19 protein-coding genes are annotated in these 20550 nt (G+C 33.7%); 5 read left to right on the top strand and 14 right to left on the bottom strand.

Annotated elements, in window-relative coordinates; all coding sequences use genetic code 11:
• The first annotated feature begins 27 nt into the window (after nucleotides 1-27).
• Nucleotides 28-522 (top strand): MarR family winged helix-turn-helix transcriptional regulator, encoded by a 495-nt coding sequence (locus V7S76_RS09205; RefSeq protein WP_459509802.1) that lies wholly within the window; start codon nucleotides 28-30, stop codon nucleotides 520-522.
• On the opposite strand, the gene V7S76_RS09200 is transcribed toward V7S76_RS09205, so the two are convergent.
• From V7S76_RS09200 to alaS, 4 genes are read right to left on the bottom strand one after another with little or no spacing between them, the layout of a single operon-like run.
• On the bottom strand, nucleotides 523-1953 hold the full coding sequence (locus tag V7S76_RS09200) for an ATP-dependent DNA helicase (protein ID WP_459509801.1): 1431 nt from the start codon (nucleotides 1951-1953) through the stop codon (nucleotides 523-525).
• 18 nt (nucleotides 1954-1971) lie between these two features.
• Complete coding sequence (locus V7S76_RS09195) at nucleotides 1972-2571, bottom strand: aminotransferase class IV (protein ID WP_459509800.1); 600 nt, start codon at nucleotides 2569-2571, stop codon at nucleotides 1972-1974.
• 1 nt (nucleotide 2572) lies between these two features.
• Nucleotides 2573-3550 carry an aminodeoxychorismate synthase component I gene (locus tag V7S76_RS09190; protein ID WP_459509799.1) on the bottom strand — a complete coding sequence of 326 codons (978 nt, stop codon included), beginning with the start codon at nucleotides 3548-3550 and terminating at the stop codon, nucleotides 2573-2575.
• 1 nt (nucleotide 3551) lies between these two features.
• The gene (alaS, locus tag V7S76_RS09185) at nucleotides 3552-6188 is read right to left on the bottom strand and encodes an alanine--tRNA ligase (protein ID WP_459509798.1); all 2637 of its coding nucleotides are present in this window, start codon (nucleotides 6186-6188) and stop codon (nucleotides 3552-3554) included.
• A 126-nt stretch (nucleotides 6189-6314) separates the two neighbouring features.
• Here alaS and V7S76_RS09180 point away from each other — a divergent pair, with 126 nt between their 5' ends.
• Both V7S76_RS09180 and dprA read left to right on the top strand, forming a co-directional pair.
• Nucleotides 6315-6641 carry a MerR family transcriptional regulator gene (locus tag V7S76_RS09180; protein ID WP_459509797.1) on the top strand — a complete coding sequence of 109 codons (327 nt, stop codon included), beginning with the start codon at nucleotides 6315-6317 and terminating at the stop codon, nucleotides 6639-6641.
• A 30-nt stretch (nucleotides 6642-6671) separates the two neighbouring features.
• The gene (gene dprA, locus V7S76_RS09175; RefSeq protein ID WP_459509796.1) at nucleotides 6672-7784 is read left to right on the top strand and encodes a DNA-processing protein DprA; all 1113 of its coding nucleotides are present in this window, start codon (nucleotides 6672-6674) and stop codon (nucleotides 7782-7784) included.
• A gap of 1 nt (nucleotide 7785) precedes the next feature.
• On the opposite strand, the gene pyrE is transcribed toward dprA, so the two are convergent.
• Nucleotides 7786-8424, bottom strand: a complete 639-nt coding sequence (gene pyrE / locus V7S76_RS09170) for an orotate phosphoribosyltransferase (protein WP_459509795.1) — start codon at nucleotides 8422-8424, stop codon at nucleotides 7786-7788.
• A 99-nt stretch (nucleotides 8425-8523) separates the two neighbouring features.
• On the opposite strand from pyrE, the gene V7S76_RS09165 reads away from it, so the two are divergent.
• Nucleotides 8524-9201 carry an NUDIX hydrolase gene (locus tag V7S76_RS09165; RefSeq protein WP_459509794.1) on the top strand — a complete coding sequence of 226 codons (678 nt, stop codon included), beginning with the start codon at nucleotides 8524-8526 and terminating at the stop codon, nucleotides 9199-9201.
• Here V7S76_RS09165 and coaD read toward each other — a convergent pair.
• Together coaD and V7S76_RS09155 are read right to left on the bottom strand one after the other, a co-directional pair.
• Entirely contained in the window at nucleotides 9198-9659 is a 462-nt protein-coding gene (gene coaD, locus V7S76_RS09160; protein ID WP_459509793.1) for a pantetheine-phosphate adenylyltransferase, read from the bottom strand. The two genes, V7S76_RS09165 and coaD, sit on opposite strands and share 4 nt — an antisense overlap.
• The gene (locus V7S76_RS09155) at nucleotides 9656-10390 is read right to left on the bottom strand and encodes a DUF3822 family protein (protein ID WP_459509792.1); all 735 of its coding nucleotides are present in this window, start codon (nucleotides 10388-10390) and stop codon (nucleotides 9656-9658) included. The genes coaD and V7S76_RS09155 overlap by 4 nt, the downstream gene beginning before the upstream one ends.
• A gap of 124 nt (nucleotides 10391-10514) precedes the next feature.
• Between V7S76_RS09155 and V7S76_RS09150 the strand changes: the two genes are divergently transcribed.
• Nucleotides 10515-12131, top strand: a complete 1617-nt coding sequence (locus V7S76_RS09150) for an ABC-F family ATP-binding cassette domain-containing protein (protein WP_459509791.1) — start codon at nucleotides 10515-10517, stop codon at nucleotides 12129-12131.
• 122 nt (nucleotides 12132-12253) lie between these two features.
• Here V7S76_RS09150 and V7S76_RS09145 read toward each other — a convergent pair whose 3' ends face one another.
• The 7 genes from V7S76_RS09145 to queA form a co-directional block, all read right to left on the bottom strand.
• A complete protein-coding gene (locus V7S76_RS09145) occupies nucleotides 12254-13069 on the bottom strand; it encodes a M48 family metallopeptidase (protein ID WP_459509790.1) in 816 nt (271 codons plus the stop codon).
• A gap of 116 nt (nucleotides 13070-13185) precedes the next feature.
• Nucleotides 13186-14808, bottom strand: a complete 1623-nt coding sequence (locus V7S76_RS09140; protein ID WP_459509789.1) for an NADP-dependent glyceraldehyde-3-phosphate dehydrogenase — start codon at nucleotides 14806-14808, stop codon at nucleotides 13186-13188.
• Nucleotides 14809-14922: 114 nt separating this feature from the next.
• Nucleotides 14923-15120: a hypothetical protein gene (locus V7S76_RS09135; protein WP_459509788.1), complete on the bottom strand. Its 198-nt coding sequence runs from the start codon at nucleotides 15118-15120 to the stop codon at nucleotides 14923-14925.
• Entirely contained in the window at nucleotides 15110-16297 is a 1188-nt protein-coding gene (locus tag V7S76_RS09130) for an MFS transporter (RefSeq protein ID WP_459509787.1), read from the bottom strand. Before V7S76_RS09130 ends, V7S76_RS09135 begins: the two co-directional genes overlap by 11 nt.
• A 3-nt stretch (nucleotides 16298-16300) precedes the next feature.
• The gene (locus tag V7S76_RS09125; protein ID WP_459509786.1) at nucleotides 16301-18667 is read right to left on the bottom strand and encodes an efflux RND transporter permease subunit; all 2367 of its coding nucleotides are present in this window, start codon (nucleotides 18665-18667) and stop codon (nucleotides 16301-16303) included.
• Between the two features lie 4 nt (nucleotides 18668-18671).
• Nucleotides 18672-19358 carry a 2-C-methyl-D-erythritol 4-phosphate cytidylyltransferase gene (locus tag V7S76_RS09120; RefSeq protein ID WP_459509785.1) on the bottom strand — a complete coding sequence of 229 codons (687 nt, stop codon included), beginning with the start codon at nucleotides 19356-19358 and terminating at the stop codon, nucleotides 18672-18674.
• Nucleotides 19359-19378: 20 nt separating this feature from the next.
• Entirely contained in the window at nucleotides 19379-20431 is a 1053-nt protein-coding gene (gene queA, locus V7S76_RS09115; RefSeq protein ID WP_459509784.1) for a tRNA preQ1(34) S-adenosylmethionine ribosyltransferase-isomerase QueA, read from the bottom strand.
• Nucleotides 20432-20550 lie beyond the last annotated feature (119 nt).

The following is a 20550-nucleotide window of genomic DNA, read 5'->3' as shown; positions in this document are numbered from 1 at the left end:
TTTTACATTTGTTTTTTATTTCTTTATATGGAAAGCTCAGAGTCAGAAAATATTAATTTCATTTTAGCTCGTTTAGTAGTTAAAACCTACCGAATTATACAAACCCTTAATGGCGGTTTTTTACGGGATAATGGGTATGATAATTTTAAAATTGGCCATATTGGTGTAATGATGCATGTGACTACTAATGGAACTACTGCGGCAGAATTATGTAAAATTGTAGGGATATCCAAGCAGGCGATGAGTGAATTAATAAAGGAATTAATCAAAAAGAATTTTTTAGAATTAAAATCAAATCCCAAAGACTTAAGGTCACATTTACTTCACAAGACAAAGCAAGGTGATGACTTTTTAGAAGTATTAATGCTAAGTAGAAAATTCATCGATCAAGAATTTTCGACTATTTTGACAGAGGATAAATTAATTCTATTGAAAGAATTATTATTCGAAGTGGTAGATCATTTTGATAAGCATTCCAATCATATAACCTTGAATGAATCAATCATTAAAGCAAAATTATAATTAGAAAAACCGTTCATGAAAATTGACTAAAAAGATTTCGTGAGTCGCGCGGGTAATGGCCGTATATAACCAACGAATGTATTCTTGATCAATTTGTTCTTCTTTCAGATAACCTTGGTCCACAAAAACCGCTTTCCATTGTCCACCTTGCGACTTGTGACAAGTCAAAGCATAAGCAAATTTCACTTGTAATGCATTTAGATAGGGATCTTTTTTGATCGCTTCCATGCGTTCTTTTTTCTTAGGAATATGTTGGTAATCTTCGCAAACTGAGTCGTATAATTTCTTATTGGACTCTTTATTCAATGCTGATTCACTCGAATGCAATGTTTCTAGTAATATTTTGGCTTCAATGGGAGGATGATCTTCGTAATCGCAGAGTCGAAGTGAAACCTGCATGAATCGGTGACCATGGATTTCTTCCTCTTTTTTAATTTTCATTACCTCAACAAAATCTCCATTGGCTAAAAATCCTGCTGGTGAATCTTCTTCCAGCCAATGATAATTATTTCTAACAATCATTAATAAATCGCCAGAAGAAATTTCATCCTCTTGGTAAAGAATATTTCTTCGAACAAATTCATTGAAAATAACGGCACTTTTATTCGATCTAGTTAGCAAAATGGTATCTTCTTTGCCAAATTTTCGATACGCATATTGCATTCCGTCCTCCACTTTTTCACCCGTCATTTTATAGAAATCTTTGAAGGATTTGGTATTGAATTTAATTTGATTGGAATTCGTCAAAAGTAAATTTCTCAACTGAGTGGCATTAAATAATATTCCAGAATGCAAATCCTGTCTCATTACATCAATTAATTCATGGTCTTTAACTTCGATGTGAAATTCTGAACTAATATAATCTTTGGACAAAGCAGGTGATAGGCTTTTGCCTACCGGAGGTAATTGTGCGGTATCACCAACAAAAATGATTTTGTTTCCAGTATGTCCATTTTCTGGATTCGTAAACACATATTCTATCAAATCGGTTAATAAACTATTTTGACCGAAATCGGCCTCATCCGTAATCATGGATGCTTCATCAATGATAAATATGGTGTTTGTCGCATAATTATTCATCCGCTGAAAGGCCAAACTTCCTGTATGTGGATTGTTAACTTGTCGGTAGATCTTTTTATGAATGGTTAAGGCCTTTTTCTTGGCATAATTGGCCATCACTTTAGCTGCTCGTCCAGTAGGAGCTAGTAATTGAGTTTTGTATCCAAAACTCGGTAATATTTTAATTAATGTAGAAATAACCGTTGTTTTACCCGTTCCAGCATATCCTTTGATCACAAAAACCAAAGGATCAAATTCATTGGTATTAATGATAAAATCATTTAATTTTTTGAAAAGTTCCACTTGAGAGGCGGTTGGCTCAAAAGGAAATTTTTGATGTAATAAAAAGGATGGACTTTTGGCTGGATTCATTGTTGTATTTAGCCAAAATTACAAAATTGACTCTGAAATCAATAGGGATTTTTCGAAGCTTAATGGCCTAAATACGTTAATCAAGCATATATGCGAATAGGAGGGTAAATCTTGTATAAAAATATCAAGTTCTTGGATTTTATTTTCATCAATTAACCTCCTACGTGTTGTCCCATTTAACATGGGTTGTTTAGGTGTAAACCAAATTGAATCTTTCAGAAATGCTAAATTTCCAATTGTACAATCTTTGATTAAACCATTTTGAGTAAAAATGACTTCATCTACCTCTTTATTTTGAATCAAAATTTCCGAAAAATAACTTCGATCCTCCCATTTATAGGTATAATCGTATTCACCTAATTCAACCGTTTTTAAGCGCTGTATGTTTTTTTCTTGATAAGGAAGTATTTCTGTTTTTAACCATTGATTTTCGTAAATGATTCTAGCCCTATATTTTCCAAAATTGGGTAAGTCCAAGTTAGAAAATAATTGATCAATTTGTAAAATAGGTTCATTGGTATAAAAATCTTCAAATACATCATTGATTCGCATTTGGTGGTATTCCAAATGTTGTGCTTGGCCATTTTCAATAAAGACTGTTTCTAGAAATGAAAACATATTAAAACGGTAAATAAACTTTTTGAATCAATTCCTGGTATTCTTTTTCTACTTCAGAAAATATGGTAATTCCACCTCCGGATTTAAAAACTAAATCTTGATCTTTTTTTTCAATCATCCGAATCATGACGCCAGAATCAAATTCCTTTCCATCAAAATAACCCATTATTCCGGTATAAAACCCACGTTTATAATCTTCCACATCTTCTATGATATTCAGAGTTTTGGCCTTAGGCGCTCCTGTAATCGACCCTGCTGGCAACAATTGATTCAAAATACTTCCAATTTTTCCTTCATATTCAGGTAAAAGTTTCCCAATAATAGCGGAAGACATTTGATATAAATCCCCATCATGTGTTTTGACGGTTTCGATGTATTTGTATTTTTCGACTTTTATAGGAAATGCTACACGACTAAGATCATTTCTGATTAAATCTACAATGGTGGCATGTTCCGCTTGCTCTTTGGCATCAGCTATTAATTCTTCTTTCGCGGATTCTGTAACCATTCGGGTTCCTTTCATCGGAAAAGAACTTATTTGATGGTTTTTATTAATTTTAATAAAACATTCTGGTGAAAAAACCACCATTGAATCAGGGATTAATAATTTGTAGCTGGCTTGGGCGTAGTCAAATAGTTGAATTAAACTTAAATTACAAGCTATCGGTGTTTCGGCAGTTAGGTTGACTAAGAAAGAATTTCCTCTTTTTAATTCAGATTGAACCTTTGAGAATTTTTCTTGATACTGATTGAATGGAAGGGGGAATTTATCAAACAAATAAGCTGGAGCTTTTTCCTCTTTAGTGGAAGAATTAAAAGCAACTTGAATGCCTAAATCTTGGGCTTCTGAAATACTTCCCGCCCACGCTTTTTCACCAGTATAGTCAATGAAACAAAGAAAGGATTTACCTGAAATTCCCCATTCATCCAACTGTGGATAGAGCTTTTCAAAGCTAATGAAAGGAATTTCAGGATTCATTTTAGATATAATTTTTGGCCAACTCCAACACTGTTGGTAATCCTTTTGGATTTTGACCTCCGGCTGTTGCCAAAAATGCTTGTCCACCTCCACCACCTTGAACAACTTTAGCTAAATCTCGAATGATTTGTCCAGCATTTAATCCTTTTTCATCCACTAAATTTTTCGAAATAGCTAAAGCTAAACTAGCTTTTCCATCGATTTCGGATACGAGTAAACAAAACATGCTGTCTTGTGAATTTTGCAAATCAAAGGTTAAATTCTTCAACAAATCCGCCGATGGTACTTCTACTTGCTCTATTAAGAAGTTTATTCCATGTTGTAATTGAATTTTACTTGACAATTCATCTTTTAAGGCATTGATTTCTTTGGCCTGATACGCAGCAATATTTTTTTGAAGGCTGGAATTCGATTCTATTAAAGTTGAAATCGCTTTTACTACATCTTTCGGTGATTTTAGCAATTCATTGATTTGATTCAATAAATCTTCTTGTTCACTTAATAATTGATAAGCTCGTTGGGAGGTAATTGCCTCAATTCTTCGTACACCTGTCGCTACTGAACTTTCTGAAATTATTTTGAACAATCCGATTTCTCCGGTCGATGGCACATGAGTACCTCCGCAAAGTTCAACTGAAAAATCTTTATCAAATGTGATAACACGAACAAAATCGCCATATTTTTCACCAAATAATGCCATAGCACCTTTTTCTTTTGCTTGTGCAATGGGTACATTTCTTTCTTCTAATAAAGGAATATTGGCAGCAATCTTTTGATTAACAATTTGCTCGATTTGCTTTAATTCTTCATTGCTTACTTTCTGAAAATGAGAAAAATCAAAGCGAAGAATTTCCTCATTGACCAAACTTCCTTTTTGAGCTACATGCGAACCTAACACTTCTTGTAACGCTGCTTGCATCAAGTGTGTTGAACTATGATTATGGGTAATCGTCCTTCTTCTTTCTTGGTTAATGCTTGCAACAATTTCCTCTTCATCTGCTACATTTTCAATTTGAGCATCAGTCACCCAATGAACAATCAAATCGTTTTCTTTTTTTGTATCTGTTATTTGAATTGAAATACCAGATTGTTTAAAATATAAAATACCTGTATCACCCACTTGTCCTCCCGATTCTGCATAAAAAGGAGTTGTTTCCAAGACAACTTTATATTGAATACCAGCTTTATTTTGAACTTTTTGATATTTTGTAATTTGTGTAAGACTTTGGTTTTCATCGTAACCTACAAATTTCACCTCATCACTTTCCCTTACAATGACCCAATCTTCTGCGCTGGCGCCTGCATCTTTTCTTGAACGAGTTTTTTGAGCTAATAAGGCTTTATTAAATCCTGGTTCATCGATATCCATGCCATTTTCTCGGGCAATTAAAGCGGTTAAATCGATTGGGAATCCATAAGTGTCATTTAACTCAAAAACATCATCACCGGAAAGAATTAATTCATTTTTTGATTTTGTAGCTTCCATTAATTTATCCAAGCGAATTAAACCGGTGGATAATGTTCTTAGGAATGATACTTCTTCTTCGTAAATAACTTTTGCGACAAAAGCTTCTTGAGAAATTAGTTCATCAAAAACACCTTTAAATTGTTGTGCTAAAAGCGGTACAATGCTGTGTAAAAATGGTTCTTTAAATCCTAAATAAGTATATCCATACCTGACTGCGCGGCGTAAAATTCTGCGGATAACATAACCTGCTTTTGCATTAGATGGTAATTGTCCATCTGCAATACAGAACGCAATAGCACGAATATGGTCAGCAATAACTCGTAAGGAAATATCTGCCCATTTGTCATCTCCGTATTTTTTACCACATTTTTCTGCAATGAATTGAATCGTTCCTTGGAAAACATCGGTGTCATAGTTGGATTGTTTGCCTTGTATAGCCATACAAAGTCGCTCAAAACCCATTCCGGTATCCACGTGCTTGGAGGGCAATGGAACCAATGAACCATCCGCCATACGTTCAAATTGCATGAAAACATTGTTCCAAATTTCCACAACTTGCGGGTGATCGGCATTCACCAATGATTTACCTGATATTCGATCTACTTCTTCTTGATTTCTTAAGTCAATATGAATTTCAGAACATGGACCACATGGCCCAGTTTCTCCCATTTCCCAGAAATTATCTTTTTTGTTACCAAAAATGATTCTTTCTTCTCCAACTATATTTTTCCAAATATCAAATGCTTCTTGATCGAACGGAACTCCATCTTGTTCATTTCCTTCAAATACAGACACATAGATTCGATCTTTGGGTAATTGAAAAACCTCCGTTAATAGTTCCCAAGACCAGTTCAAAGCTTCTTTTTTGAAATAATCGCCAAATGACCAGTTTCCCAACATTTCGAACATCGTATGATGATAGGTATCGAAACCTACATCTTCTAAATCGTTGTGTTTTCCCGAAACTCTTAAACATTTTTGCGTGTCAGCGATTCGATTGGATGGAGGTGTACCATTGCCTAAGAAAAAATCCTTAAACTGAGCCATACCTGAATTATTAAATAATAGGGTAGGGTCATTTTTTGCCACTAATGGAGCGGAAGGTACGATAAGGTGTCCTTTGGATTTGAAAAAATCTAAAAACTTCTGGCGGATCTCCGGTGAGGTCATTGTGTAATGTTTGAAAAAATGGGTAAATTCGATAGTTCCTATCCATTTTTGAGCAATAGGATTACAAAATTAGTTTATTTTATCCGAATTCTTGATTTTAGCGGCTTTCAAAATTTATTTTCTTGTATGGAATTTGACAAACAATATTATTTAATTTCTGAAGTAGCGAATCTATTTCATATCAAGACTTCTAAAATTCGTTATTGGGAAACCCAATTTCCCCACTTAGCTCCTAAAAGACGTTCCAGTGGTATTCGGAAATATACGCCATCCGATATTGAGAAATTACAAATTGTCTATGATTTAATCGACAAAAAAGGTTTGACCATTGAAGGTGCTAAATTAGCTATCAACAACAAAGGGGTACCCAAAAATGAAAATTCGGAGTTGATTTATCAGTTAACTGAAATTCGTGATTTTTTACAAGTTATTCGCAATGATTTAACTGAATAATGTGATAGATTCGGGCATTAAATTCTAACGATGCCTTCCACTGATCAAAACAAAATTTTACAAATTGCTTTAACATTAATTCCACAATTAGGAGATGTTACCGCTCGTCGATTAATTTCCTATGTAGGTTCTCCAGAGGAAATATTTAAAACTTCTTCTCGATTACTACAAAAAATTCCAAACATTGGAGAAATTTTAAGTAGAGAAATTAAGCAAAAGGAATATTTATGCAGGGCTGAAGAAATTTATACGGATTGTATAAAGAACAAGGTTTTTGTTAATTTTTATCAGGATTATTCCTATCCAGTGCGACTCAAACATTTGTATGATTCTCCTTTACTTTTATACGTAAAAGGAATAAACGACTTGAATCAAGATAAATTGTTGGCTATTGTCGGTACCAGAAAAGCAACAGATTATGGAAAGAAAATCACTAAAGATATTGTTGTCGAATCCATAGGGCAAGATGTGACATTTATATCAGGTTTAGCATATGGAATTGACATTTGTATGCATCAGATATGTATCGATAATCATATACCCAATATTGCTATTCTAGCTGGTGGTTTTGATTTTATTTATCCGTTTGCCCATAAAAAGTATATTCAACAAATCATGGAAAATGGAGCTATTGTATCCGAACATCCGATTCATCAAAAACCAGACTCAAGGTATTTTCCGTTAAGAAATCGAATCATTGCAGGTATGTCGGACGCAACAATTGTGGTGGAAGCTGCCAAAAAAGGGGGTGCACTAATAACGGCAGAATATGCCAATAACTACCACAGAGAGGTTTATGCAGTGCCAGGAAATTTAGATAAATGTTTTTCAGAAGGTTGTAATATGTTGATTTCCAAGCATCAAGCGAATATTTATACGAATTGGAATGATTTATCGCTTAATTTAAATTGGAAATTAGCTAATAACGCTTCCATCCAAAAAAACTTACTTTTAAACTATGACCGATTTACAGAGTTGGAATCCTCTATATTGGCTCAATTGCATCAAAATAATGAATTACCATTGGATGAATTGGCATGGAAAGTGCAAAAATCAGTGTCTGAAATAGCTGTAATTTTGTTGAACTTGGAATTTCAAGGTGTCGTTAAAGCTATTCCAGGACATCGTTATCGATTGAATTGATTTATTTTTTCCATTCAGATGGATTAATTCTCCAATCTTGAAGTGTAACTAATTGAGTTTCGGTGACATAATTTAATTTAACCGCTTCTTCAATTAAGGAATCATAATTGCTAAGTGTATAGAATGGAATATTGGCTTTTTTGAAATTTTCATCTGCTATTTCAAATCCGTATGAAAAGATAGCCACCATGCCTAATACTTCGATTCCTTCATTTATTAAAGCTTCTGCAGCCTTTAAGGAGCTTCCACCAGTGCTAATTAAATCCTCAATTAGAACAACTTTTTGTCCTTTGTTCACTTTTCCTTCAATTTGATTACCCATCCCATGTTTTTTGGGTTCAGGACGAACGTAGCAAAAGGGTAAATCGAGGTAATCTGCAACTAATGCGCCTTGTGCGATGCCGGCTGTTGCTACTCCCGCAATACAATCCACTTGTGGAAAATAGGCTTTTACTGCAGCCGACAAACAATTTTTGATATAGGTTCTAACTTCAGGAAAAGATAGTGAAATACGATTGTCACAATAAATGGGTGAGTTCCAGCCAGATGCCCATTTGAAAGGTTCATCAGGTCTTAATTGTATTGCTTTAATATTTAATAAATGGTTCGCAACCTCTTGTGATATTGAAATATTTTCCATGAACATCTAATTGTTAATTTATCTTCACAAAAATAGTCTATTCAGTTTATCTTTCATTATTTAATTCTATTTTTGCCTACTTTTATTGAAAATTCACCCATGGTATTATTTATAGACGATCGTCCAATTCGATTTATTAGCGTTTCAAAGAAAAAACCTTTATCCCATGATGAAGATTTTGATTTGATTCTAGATGCTCGTCTTGACGTAGTCAAGGTGGAAAATTTCAAAGGTCATACTTGTTTACTCAATATCAATCTCGATCAAATTGAAAAATTGATCAATCATTTACATACCAAAAAGGATTTGAAATTTAACTCCTTGTATGTTTTGGTGAAAGATAAAAAGGATTTTAAAGACAAAATTTGTAGTCTATATTCTGTTATTGAAGCTGCAGGTGGGGTTGTTGTCAATCCAGATAAAAAAGTACTTTGGATTTATCGCTTGGGAAAATGGGATTTACCAAAAGGTAAATTGGAAAAATTGGAAAAATTCAAAAAGGCTGCTGTTCGAGAAGTTGAAGAAGAATGCAATGTTAAAGCCGAATTAATTCAAAAACTTTGTACCACATTTCATACCTACACACATAAGAATCAACGAATTTTAAAGAAGACCAAATGGTATTTGATGAACTCAAATGCTGTTGAAACTTTAATTCCACAAAAAGAGGAGGGAATCGAAAAAGTCGAATGGTTGTCTAAATCTGAAATGAATAAAGCTCTTACTAATACGTATAGCTCTATTCGGCATGTCATTCAAAATTTCGAATTACTTTAAATCTCTAATTGGTAAGGTAAATATTCATCAATACTCGTTCCATATCGATGTAAATCGCGTATGATGGTCGAACTAATAGGAGCTAAATGAGGTGAAGTTATTAAAAATACCGTTTCTAATTCGTTATTAATGTGCCTATTTACTTGTGAAATAGAGTTTTCATATTCAAAATCGGTTGTATTTCTCAATCCTCTGATGATAAATTTGGCTCCTACTTCTTTGGCAACGGTTGCTGTCAAATTTTGATAAGTAACTACCTGAACAGGCATTCCTTCAAACGTTTTTTCGATGCTTTTTTTCATTTTGTCCAAAGAAAAATAGCGAGCCTTACTGGAATTCTGACCAATTCCAATGATTATCTCATCAAATAAGGGCAATGCTCTTAGAACAATGTCTTCATGTCCTTTGGTAAATGGATCAAATGAGCCTGGGAAAAAGGCTGTTTTTTTTGCTTTCATTTCAATGAAATTGGAATCTTTAAATCGATTAAAGATTGAATTAAAGTGTTGTTTTTACAATCAGGTCCAGAAATTTGAAGTAAATCATTGGTCCAAACTAATTCAAAGGCTTCTCTGACGGAATGTAGATAAAAGGCTAATTCGATAGATGAATGATATGCGAAAATATTTGCTATTTGAAGCTTGCCATTTTTACGACAAATGATAAAGGCAAACTTTTGATGAATCAGGTAAATGTTTAATTGGCTTCTCAAGAATCGATTGTGACTATTGATTAGATTGGCCAAAATATGTTGATAGTTTATTTTTGCCAAAGGAAACCTAAATGCAAAAAAATCTTTCCATCGACTGTCAACTAAAAACACAAAATCAGATTCCTCTTTTTTGCATTCTTGCGAATGGACTTCTTTTCCAATTAATTCTTTTGATCCTATGGCTTTTTCTAAATAGCTCATTCGGAAAAGGTCTGAATTGTATTCAGAAGGAATTAATAAAAAATACGAGTGGATTACCTCGATATGTATTTCAACTATATTTTTTTTTGATATGTTATTTTTAATCAGAAATTGATCAAAATCTTGTAGTTGATTCCATAATAATGTTGCAGGATTTATTTCAATTTGCTCTTGCCATTGGGTAGAATTATTCACAATGGAAATGCCATCATTTGTAACTTGCAGGAACAAATGAGCACTATTTGGATGATCTAATTTAGGATTTTCTTCTTCCAATTTAATTTGAATAATTTCTCTAGAGCTCGAATTTGCAAAAAAAATGTGGTAAAGGAATATATTTTTTGATTTTTTTCTAGCGCCAAATTGAGTAATTTTGCACCTTAAATTTTAAAATACGTTTATGCTGCAGGTTTCAAATGTTTCCCTTCGCTTTGGTAAGAGAGTTTTGTTCGAGGAAGTAAATATCAAATTTACAGAAGGAAATTGTTATGGTTTGATTGGAGCGAATGGAGCTGGTAAATCAACATTTTTAAAGATCCTTTCTGGTGAAATAGAATCTCAAACAGGTTCAGTTTCCATGAATCCGGGTGAAAGGATGTCTATTTTGAAGCAAAATCATTTTGAATTTGAAGATTTTCCGGTTTTACAAACAGTCATTATGGGCAATAAACGTCTGTATGATTTAATGTTGGAAAAGGACGCCATCTACATGAAGGAGGATTTTACGGAGGAGGATGGAAATAAAGCCGCGGATCTTGAAGCTGAATTTGCAGAATTAAATGGTTGGGAAGCTGAATCTGAAGCTGCTACGCTCTTGAGTGGATTAGGTATCAAAGAAGATACCCATTACACTTTACTAAAAGATCTAAACGGTTCAGAGAAAGTGAAAGTACTTTTAGCTCAAGCATTATTTGGTAGTCCGGATATTTTATTGTTAGATGAGCCAACCAATAACTTGGATATTGATTCCATTTTATGGTTAGAAGGATATTTACAGAATTTTAAAAATACGGTTATTGTTGTATCTCACGATAGACATTTCTTGGATAACGTTTGTACGCATATTGCGGATTTAGATTTTGGTAAAATTCAATTGTACGGTGGTACGTACACTTTTTGGTATGAGTCATCTCAGTTGGCTGCTAGACAAAGATCTGATCAGAATAAAAAAACAGACGAAAAACGAAAAGAATTGGAAGAGTTTATTCGCCGTTTTTCTGCTAACGTGGCGAAATCCAAACAAGCAACTTCTCGTCAAAAAATGTTGGATAAATTACAAGTGGAGGATATTAAACCTTCTTCTAGAAAATACCCATTCATTAATTTTAAGCCCGAACGAGAAGCAGGTGATCAATTGTTGAGTGTAGAAAATTTATCAGCATCCACCGATGAAGGAGTGGTCCTTTTTTCTAATTTATCGTTTACAATTAATAAAGGAGATAAAGTGGCATTTTTAGCGAAGGATTCCTTAGCAATTACAGCTTTATTTGATATTTTGATGGGAGAAAGAAAGTCTAATTCTGGTGAATTTAAATGGGGAGTAACTACCACCCAAACCTATTTGCCGAATGATAATGCATCTTATTTTGAAGATGCGTCTTTGAATTTAGTGGATTGGTTGAGACAATATTCAACAGAAAAAGACGAGAGTTTTATTCGTGGATTTTTAGGCCGAATGTTATTTTCAGGTGATGAAGCATTGAAAAAATGTACAGTTATTTCAGGAGGAGAAAAGCAACGTTGTATGTTTTCAAGAATGATGCTTTCCGGTGCTAATGTGTTGTTGTTTGATGAACCAACCAATCACTTGGACTTGGAATCTATCACAGCCTTAAATAATGGAATGATTGAATTCAATGGCACTATGTTATTTACCTGCCATGATCATCAATTAACCAATACAGTGGCTAATCGTGTCATTGAATTAGGTTCTAAATCCAATTTGGATAAATTAATGACCTATGATGAGTTTATTACTGATTCTTCGGTTAAAAGTCAACGATTAGCATTGAAGTAAAAATATTTGGACTGAAGTCATTAAAAAGAGGTAAATGAAACGAGTACTAACTCTCATCATTTACCTCTTTTACCTAATACCTAATACCTATTACCTATTACCTATTACCCATTACCTTTTACCTATTTCAAATTAATTCCTAATTTCTTAGCCTCTTCTCTCGCTTGAGGAATTAATGCTTTAATGTTGCTAATCCGAGTTTCATGCGAAGGGTGGGTGCTTAAAAATTCGGGAGGTGCTTGTTCATTGGCACTACCCTTATTCATCCTTTCCCAAAATGAAACCGCTTCGTCCGGATTATATCCTGCTACCGCTAATAAAGTTAGTCCAATTTTATCAGCCTCCGATTCATGACTTCTGCTGAATGGCAACATTATTCCAATATTGGTACCGATTCCATAATATTCTTGCCACGTTTTTTGTGTAGTGGTGTCTTTGCTGGCAGTCGCTAGGCCAATTGCCATAGCACCATATTGTTGGTAGGTACTCGCTTTCATTCTTTGTCCACCATGGTTAGCTAGTGCATGTGCAATTTCGTGACCCATTACGGTTGCAATACCAGCCTCATTTTGGCAAATAGGAAGAATCCCTGTGTAAAAAACAATTTTTCCTCCTGGCATGCACCATGCATTCACAGACTTGTCATCTACTAATTTACTTTCCCATTTATATTCTTTTAGGTAATCCGGATGCCCGTGTTTACTCAACCATAATTGAGCAGCATTGACTAATTTTTCTCTCACTTTATCTATTGACTTAGACTCCTTTGTGTTTTTGATAACTTTTGCTTCGGATAGAAATTTATCGTATTCTTGAAAAGTGAGTGGGAATAGATCTTGATTGTTTACCCCTAAGGTTTTTTGTCCGGTAAATGGATTTAAAGTGGTACATGCACTAATGGTTAGTAATATAATTACTGTTTTTAATATGGTTTTCATTATGATTGGGTTATAATTGATGATAACACAAAATTACACTTTTACCCTTTAAAAGAAAAAGGTTCCAATTCAATTAATTGAAATTGGAACCTTTGTTGGGTAATTTGTTAAGCTAATTACAAAATAAAGCGTGTCGATAAGAAATTAGATTGTTGATTTTCAACAATTTGATTTACGATATCTTTATTTAATTGGTTAGCTTTCGTTGCTACGACTGTTCTGATTGAGAATGATCTTAATGCTGCCGTCACACTCAATGTGCCTTCTGCTGAATCTTTTCTTCCTGTAAAAGGGAAGGAGTCAGGTCCTCTTTGACATTGTGCATTGATATTTACCCTTGAAACTTGATTTACCGTTTCATCAATCAATTCGGATATTTGATTCACATCTGTTCCAAAAATGGCAACTTGTTGTCCATGAGAAGATTCGTGGATATAATCAATTGGAGTTGAAATGTCGTCGAAAGGTACAACGGGTACTACTGGTCCAAATTGCTCCTCTGACCAAACTTTCATTTTGCTAGATACCGGATATAATAAGGCAGGGAAGAAGATGGATTTAAAATTCTCGCCACCATGTTTATTGATGACATTGGCTCCATGTAATTTTGCATCTTCAATTAATTCCTTCAAATAGGCAGGTTTGTTAGGTTCTGGTAAAGGCGTAATTTGAACACCAGATTCCCAAACCATTCCAAGCTTTAAGGCTTCAATTTTTTCAGCCAAACCTTTATTGAACGCCTCCGCTAAGCTTTTATGCACAAAAATTATTTTGATGGCAGTACATCTTTGTCCATTAAATGATAAAGAACCCAATAAACATTCATTAATAGCTACATCTAATTGAGCACTTTCGGTGACGATAGCGGCATTTTTGGCATCCAATCCTAAAATGGCTCTTAATCTATTTACTTTTGGGTGCATTTTTTTCAATTTGTCTGCCACTTTGGAAGACCCAATTAAAGTCAAAACATCTATTTTACCAGATTCCATTAATTGTGGAATGATGCTATTGCCTCTACCATATAAAGTGTTTATTACCCCTGCAGGAAATGAATCACGGAATGCTTCTAGTAATGGATAGTGTAATAATGTACCGTGTTTCGGGGGTTTGAATAAAACGGTATTACCCATAATCAAAGCAGGAATTAGTGTGGTGAATGTTTCATTTAAAGGATAATTGAATGGACCCATACACAAAACAACTCCTAAGGGTGAGCGTCTGATTTGACCGATGATTCCTTCTTCAATCACAAATGTTGAAGATGTTCGATCGATGTCTTTTAAAGCTCCAATGGTGTCGTATATATATTGAACAGTACGATCAAATTCTTTTTGAGAATCAGTTAAGGATTTACCGATTTCCCACATCAATAATTTAACGACCTCGTCTCTTTTTTGAATCATTTTCTGTGTGAATTTTTCCACACATTCTATTCGTTGGGATACGCTCATCGATGGCCACTCGCCACGTCCGTTCGAATAAGCTTTTACACCTGCATACAAAACTTCCATTGCATCTGTCGCATCTGTTATCGGATAAGATCCAATTCTTTTTTGCTCTAAACCATTTTCAGTTCTGACATAAATAGGAGACCAAACGTCCTGGGTTTTTCCTGCCCATTGTCTAAGTTCACCATTGACTAAATATTCTTTTTGTTCAATGGGTTTTGTTAAATCATATTCCTTCGGAATGTCTCCCGCATTTGGAAATAATTTTTCTAATTCACTTGATTGCATCTGATTAAAAATTTTGAATTGCAAATTTCAAGAATTTGAATATTTCTTAGAAAACATTGTTTGTATTATTTAAATAGTTATATAAAAAATACATAAAGTATAAATTTTATACGATTAAAGTCCAATGTTTTCGGTTGAAGCCAAAGTGTATTTCCTTCGAATTTTATTAATTTGAAATTTTTTTTGATCCGTGAAACTAGTTTCATGCATCATTTCAAATTCAATTTTCCAAACGTTATACCTATCTAATTCTTTCTCTTTGAAAGACGATGCATCTATTTTTTTACTTGCTAAATAATTGTCAAATTCCATTTTGAGTCCAGTTGTTTCGTTTGGAAGCTAATAAAATAAAAGCAAAAAATGCCAACATGCCAGATATGAAAAATGGTACAGGAATGTTAGCAGATTTACCTTGATAAATAAAACCGGCGACTAAAGCACCAATGCCAATTCCTGCTTCCAATGCGATATACATCGTTGCCATTGCTCTTCCCATATGATTCACATGTCCTAAATCATTTGTCCAAGCTGCAAGTGTTGGTGTATTAAAACCCCACGCAATGCCAAATAAAATGGCAGAAATGACAAGTGTGTAGGTATTGGGATGTAAGACAAGAATAAACATTGAAATTGCTAAAATTAAACAGGAATATTGAATAACAGGCAATCGACCAACTCTATCAGATAGTTTTGAAAAGAAAAACCGTACCACAATAGATGCAATGGTATAGATAGAAAAATAAAGTCCTTTATTTGTCCAACCAATGTATTTAGAGGTATCTGGTAAAAGAGTCACTACAACTCCTGAAGCAAATGATACCAATAACATCACACCAAATACAGGTAAAACCTTTGGCTCAAAAACATCCTTCCAGCCAATCTTAAATAAGCTCAATGAAAATTGGCTTTTCATTGATTTCGGAAGCGTTTCTTTCAATTTCATTAAGATTAAAATCGAGGCTAAGGCGAATATCGAGGATATGTAAAACATCATATCTAATCCAAAAATATCTGCTAAATAACTACCAATGGCTGGTCCGATTGACATACCTGTTGCCGTAAATATTCCTAAACTACCTTGGGCTTCTCCTCTTCTGTTTTCAGGAATAATGTCAGCCACATAGGCTGCTGTAGCCGTTGGTTTGGTACCAGTAGACATTCCATGAATGAGTCTTAGAAAAAGAAATCCTTGTACTGTGTGAATTAATGGGTAGAGTCCTCCACAAATAAAACATACAATAGAGCCAAAGGCCATAACTGGTACTCTTCCAATATGATCTGTCAGTTTGCCAGAAAATGGCCGACTTAATCCTGCAGTAAGGGTGAATAATGCAATTGTATACCCAATGTATTCTTTACCTCCTAAACTAGCCAGATAATCAGGTAATTCAGGGATAATCATGGAAAAACTAGCAGAAAATAAAAAGTTGCTTAGGCATAATAACCAAAAAGAAATCGTATAAATAGAATTTTCGGTCTTATTATCCATTTATTAATCTTCTAAAATGAGTTTCGATTCTTTTTCATTCAAAGCCATTAAAAAGGCCGGCAATAAAATTAAGTTACATATCATTGCCATGAGTAAGGTTACTGACACCAATACACCCAAGGCTTGGGTTCCTTTAAACGTGGATGCTGTAAAAATAAAGAAACCAAAGAATAAAATTAACGCGGTATAAAACATTGAAACTCCTGTTTTTTGGATAGTAATTTGGACAGCCTTTTGAATGTTGTAATTGTTTTTTGCCCATTCTTCTTTATACCTCGTTAAAAAATAAATGGTTCCATCACTTGAAATGCCGAAAGCAATGGAAAATATCAAAATGGTGCTTGGTTTCAGGGCAATCCCAAAATAACCCATCAATCCAGCTGTTATAATCAATGGAATTAAACTGGGTAATGTGGAAATGAAAACCATTTTCCAACTTCTAAAAAGTAAAGCCATTAATATACAGATTAAAATAATAGCTGTAATAGTGCTTTCAATTAGATTAATTTGTAAATACTCTGTTTGAAAAGCATAAATAACCGAATTCCCTGTTACTTGCGCTTTGTAGGTTCCTGTTGAGCCTTCTTTTAGAATTTCACCTGTTTCAGCATCCGTTCGGAAGATAGAATCTATTTTAGGTTGAATTTCTTCGAATAAGGTTTTGGTGCGTACTGTGCCAGCGTCTTGCATTTGGAAACTCAATCTGGTAAATCTTTTGTCAGCATCAATAAATCCAGCAAATAAATTACCTTTTCCATTTAAGCTACTTTGGAAATCTTTCAGTTTCGATAATTCATCAATACCAGGAAGTTTATAGTATTTAGGATCGCCTCCCCGATAAACTTGATACAAATATTTGGTTGCGCTCAAAATAGATAATCCAGTAGTGAATTCGGGGTATTGTTCGAATAATTTCTCCGTTCGTTTTATTTTGGACAATATTTCTGGACTTAATGCTTTTCCTTTTTCATAGGCATCAATGGAAATTTCAAACGGCATAACTCCATGGAAATGTTTTTCGATAAATTTCAAATCCTTGTAGATCGCATTATCTTGAGGCAAGTCATCAACGATATATCCAATAGCTTGGATCTTGGTTATTCCATAAATAGAAATACCAAGTAATAGAACGACAAAAGAATAAATGAATTTACGATGCGTAAATACCCATTTTTCAATTTTGGAAAGAATTAAATTAACTTTTTTGGATTCAAAATGAGCTAAATCTTTTCGGTTTGGAGGTGCCAAGTAACTGAAAAATATGGGAATTAATGCCAATGAAACTACAAAAGTCAACATAACATTAATAGAAGCAACCACTCCAAATTCTACCAACAAAGCGGAACCTGTAAATGCAAAAACACCAAAGCCTATGGATGTTGTTAAGTTGGCTAGGAATAATGTTCTTCCAACTTTTGAAGCACTTTCTTTTAAAGAAAACTCTTTGTCACCAGTTGCAATATAAGTCTCATGGTATTTATTCAGTAGAAATATGACATTGGGTACGCCAATAACTACAATGAGTGGAGGTATTAAGCCGGATAATAATGTGATTTTAAATCCAAAAAGAACGATCGTTGCTAAAGAAGCAATGATTCCAATCAAAATGATAATTAAAGCAAAAAATACTACTTGAAAAGACCGAAAGAAATAAAACAGAATGAACGAAGTAACAAGTATCGCTAAACCTAAGAAGATAAATAATTCATTTGTTACTTGGGCAGTCATTTCGGTACGAATAAATGGCATCCCCGAATAATGTACCTCATGGCCTGATAATTTTGAATATTGATCACCTAGTCCTTTGATTTCTCGAACAAGTTTAATTCTATTTTTATTATTGATGGTTTTTTGGTCCAATGAAATAAGCATTAAATGAACCTTTAAATCTGGAGTGTACAACATGCCAGAATAGATAGGTAATCGAGATAATTTTGTTTTTAATGAATCAAGATTTTCCTGATTTACTTGCTTATTTTTTGGGAAAATGGGTCTCGTTGAAAATTTCTTTTGAATAGAATCTAAATAAATCTCAGGAATGTTGCTGACAGAAATGGTATTTTTTATTCCTTCCTTACTATTGATTGATTCGTTTAATTGACGCCAGTATTGAAATTCTTTGGGTGTAAATAGGGTAGGATTGTCAATTCCAATAACCATAATACTACCATCTTCTCCATATTTCTTTTTGAAAGTCTCATATAATTGAAAACGTTCATCTGATTTGGGTAAAATTTTAGCTAATTCATAACTCAATTGAATTTTACTAGCAATCAATCCTAAACCTACGGAAAGGGCTAATAAGGTTATTAAAATGGATATTTTGTATTTTAAGATACTATTGCTTACCCAATTCCAAAAATGATTCATACATTTATTTTCTTAAAAAACTTTCAGCTATCACTAAATCTTCAGGCGTAGTGATTTTTATATTTTCATTATTACCTTCAATGAGGTGAATTTTTTCGCCCATTTTTTCGACAACACTTGCATCATCAGTGAATAATTCCGAATAGGATTGTTGGAAGGCGGTATTCAGACTACTCAATCGGAAAACTTGTGGTGTTTGAATGATTTTTATATCATTCCGATTGACTGATTCAAATTCTTGCTTGTCAGAATTCCAAATTCGAATGGAATCTTTGGATGAAATAGCCAAAACAGCATTTTGACCATTCTCACATTGTTTATAAGCTTCTTGAATACATTGAATGGACACAAATGGTCTTACACCATCATGGATACCAACAATTGATTCGTTCTTTTCTGTTATGAATTGAATTCCGTTTTGACTTGAGTGAAAACGAGTTTGACCTCCTTCTATGATTTCATGTGGTATTTCTTGATTGAAATCTTCAAATTCTAGACAAATATTTTTCCAAACAGTTATTTGATCTTTAGGCAAGACCACAATTAATTGAATGTCTGGTATCGCAATTTTGAATTGCTTTAACGTATAATATAAAAGAGGTTTGTTTTGAATTCGCAAAAATTGTTTCGGAATGGTACTATTCATTCTTTGCCCAGAACCTCCCGCGACAATTATTACATATTTTCTCAAAACAAACCTCTTTAAAAATTTTAAATGATCAACATAACATCACCATAGCTAAAGAAACGATATTTCTCCTTTATAGCTTGTTTATATGCTTCTTGAATCAATTCATGACCTCCAAAAGCAGAAGTCATCATTAATAAAATTGACTCAGGTAAATGAAAATTAGTTAATAACGCTGTTGGAATTTTAAATTCGTACGGAGGAAAGATGAATTTATCTGTCCAACTATTGATGGGTTTTAAATGACCGCTTGCAGAAACAGATGACTCTAATGCTTTCATAACAGTGGTTCCGATTGCTAATACTTGCTTTTTGTTATCAATCGCATTATTGACATAACCACAGGTCGAATTATCTATGATAAAATGTTCAGAATCTGTTTTATGTTTGGTTAAATCTTCAACGTCAACTTGTCTAAAAGTTCCTAGTCCTACGTGTAGTGTAATTGGGCTAAATTGAGCACCATTTAATTCTAAACGTTTCATAATTATTTTAGAAAAATGTAAACCGGCAGTGGGTGCTGCAACAGCCCCTACATGCTCCGCATAGATAGTTTGAAAACGATCACGATCTTCTTCTGTAGCTTTTCTTTTGAAACGAATTTCGTCTGGAAGTGGCGTTTCTCCCAATTCATGAATAGCATTCATAAGCGCATCATGATCTCCATCATATAAAAATCGAATTGTTCTTCCTCTTGAGGTTGTATTATCTATAACTTCAGCAACTAAATCTGAATCTCCAAAGTATAATTTATTACCAACACGGATTTTTCTAGCAGGATCAACTAATACATCCCATAACCGATGTTCTCTATTTAATTCTCTTAAAAGGAATACCTCAATTTGAGCACCTGTTTTTTCTTTGTTTCCGTACAATCTCGCAGGGAAAACTTTTGTATTATTCGTAACTAAAACATCACCATCTCCAAAATACTCGATGATGTCTGTAAATTTTTTGTGTTCAATCGTTTTTTCTTTACGATTAACTACCATCATTCGTGCATCTTCACGATTTTCAGTAGGATTAAGTGCAATTAAACTTTGAGGTAAATCAAATCTGAATTCAGATAATTTCATTTGATTGGGGGTTGAAATTTTAGATTAAAACGAAATAATTCTAATCAAAAAACTAATTTTAACTATTATATTTTTTTGCAAGCTACAAATATACACTTTTAGGGGGGGGCTTGTCAAGT

Source organism: Aquirufa sp. ROCK2-A2 (assembly GCF_054558485.1).
The sequence above is the reverse complement of the archived record's forward strand: the minus strand, read 5'-3'. Positions and strand labels throughout refer to the sequence as shown.

What these genes read in the sequence shown, in the direction of transcription:
- V7S76_RS09165 (WP_459509794.1), top strand. Translation starts at nt 8,524, where the DNA reads ATGGTATTATTTATAGACGATCGTCCAATTCGATTTATTAGCGTTTCA.
- V7S76_RS09190 (WP_459509799.1), bottom strand. Translation starts at nt 3,550, where the DNA reads ATGAATCCTGAAATTCCTTTCATTAGCTTTGAAAAGCTCTATCCACAG.
- coaD (WP_459509793.1), bottom strand. Translation starts at nt 9,659, where the DNA reads ATGAAAGCAAAAAAAACAGCCTTTTTCCCAGGCTCATTTGATCCATTT.
- V7S76_RS09150 (WP_459509791.1), top strand. Translation starts at nt 10,515, where the DNA reads ATGCTGCAGGTTTCAAATGTTTCCCTTCGCTTTGGTAAGAGAGTTTTG.
- queA (WP_459509784.1), bottom strand. Translation starts at nt 20,431, where the DNA reads ATGAAATTATCTGAATTCAGATTTGATTTACCTCAAAGTTTAATTGCA.
- V7S76_RS09205 (WP_459509802.1), top strand. Translation starts at nt 28, where the DNA reads ATGGAAAGCTCAGAGTCAGAAAATATTAATTTCATTTTAGCTCGTTTA.
- alaS (WP_459509798.1), bottom strand. Translation starts at nt 6,188, where the DNA reads ATGACCTCACCGGAGATCCGCCAGAAGTTTTTAGATTTTTTCAAATCC.
- V7S76_RS09130 (WP_459509787.1), bottom strand. Translation starts at nt 16,297, where the DNA reads ATGGATAATAAGACCGAAAATTCTATTTATACGATTTCTTTTTGGTTA.
- V7S76_RS09140 (WP_459509789.1), bottom strand. Translation starts at nt 14,808, where the DNA reads ATGCAATCAAGTGAATTAGAAAAATTATTTCCAAATGCGGGAGACATT.
- V7S76_RS09145 (WP_459509790.1), bottom strand. Translation starts at nt 13,069, where the DNA reads ATGAAAACCATATTAAAAACAGTAATTATATTACTAACCATTAGTGCA.
- V7S76_RS09135 (WP_459509788.1), bottom strand. Translation starts at nt 15,120, where the DNA reads ATGGAATTTGACAATTATTTAGCAAGTAAAAAAATAGATGCATCGTCT.
- pyrE (WP_459509795.1), bottom strand. Translation starts at nt 8,424, where the DNA reads ATGGAAAATATTTCAATATCACAAGAGGTTGCGAACCATTTATTAAAT.
- V7S76_RS09125 (WP_459509786.1), bottom strand. Translation starts at nt 18,667, where the DNA reads ATGAATCATTTTTGGAATTGGGTAAGCAATAGTATCTTAAAATACAAA.
- V7S76_RS09195 (WP_459509800.1), bottom strand. Translation starts at nt 2,571, where the DNA reads ATGTTTTCATTTCTAGAAACAGTCTTTATTGAAAATGGCCAAGCACAA.
- V7S76_RS09200 (WP_459509801.1), bottom strand. Translation starts at nt 1,953, where the DNA reads ATGAATCCAGCCAAAAGTCCATCCTTTTTATTACATCAAAAATTTCCT.
- V7S76_RS09180 (WP_459509797.1), top strand. Translation starts at nt 6,315, where the DNA reads ATGGAATTTGACAAACAATATTATTTAATTTCTGAAGTAGCGAATCTA.
- dprA (WP_459509796.1), top strand. Translation starts at nt 6,672, where the DNA reads ATGCCTTCCACTGATCAAAACAAAATTTTACAAATTGCTTTAACATTA.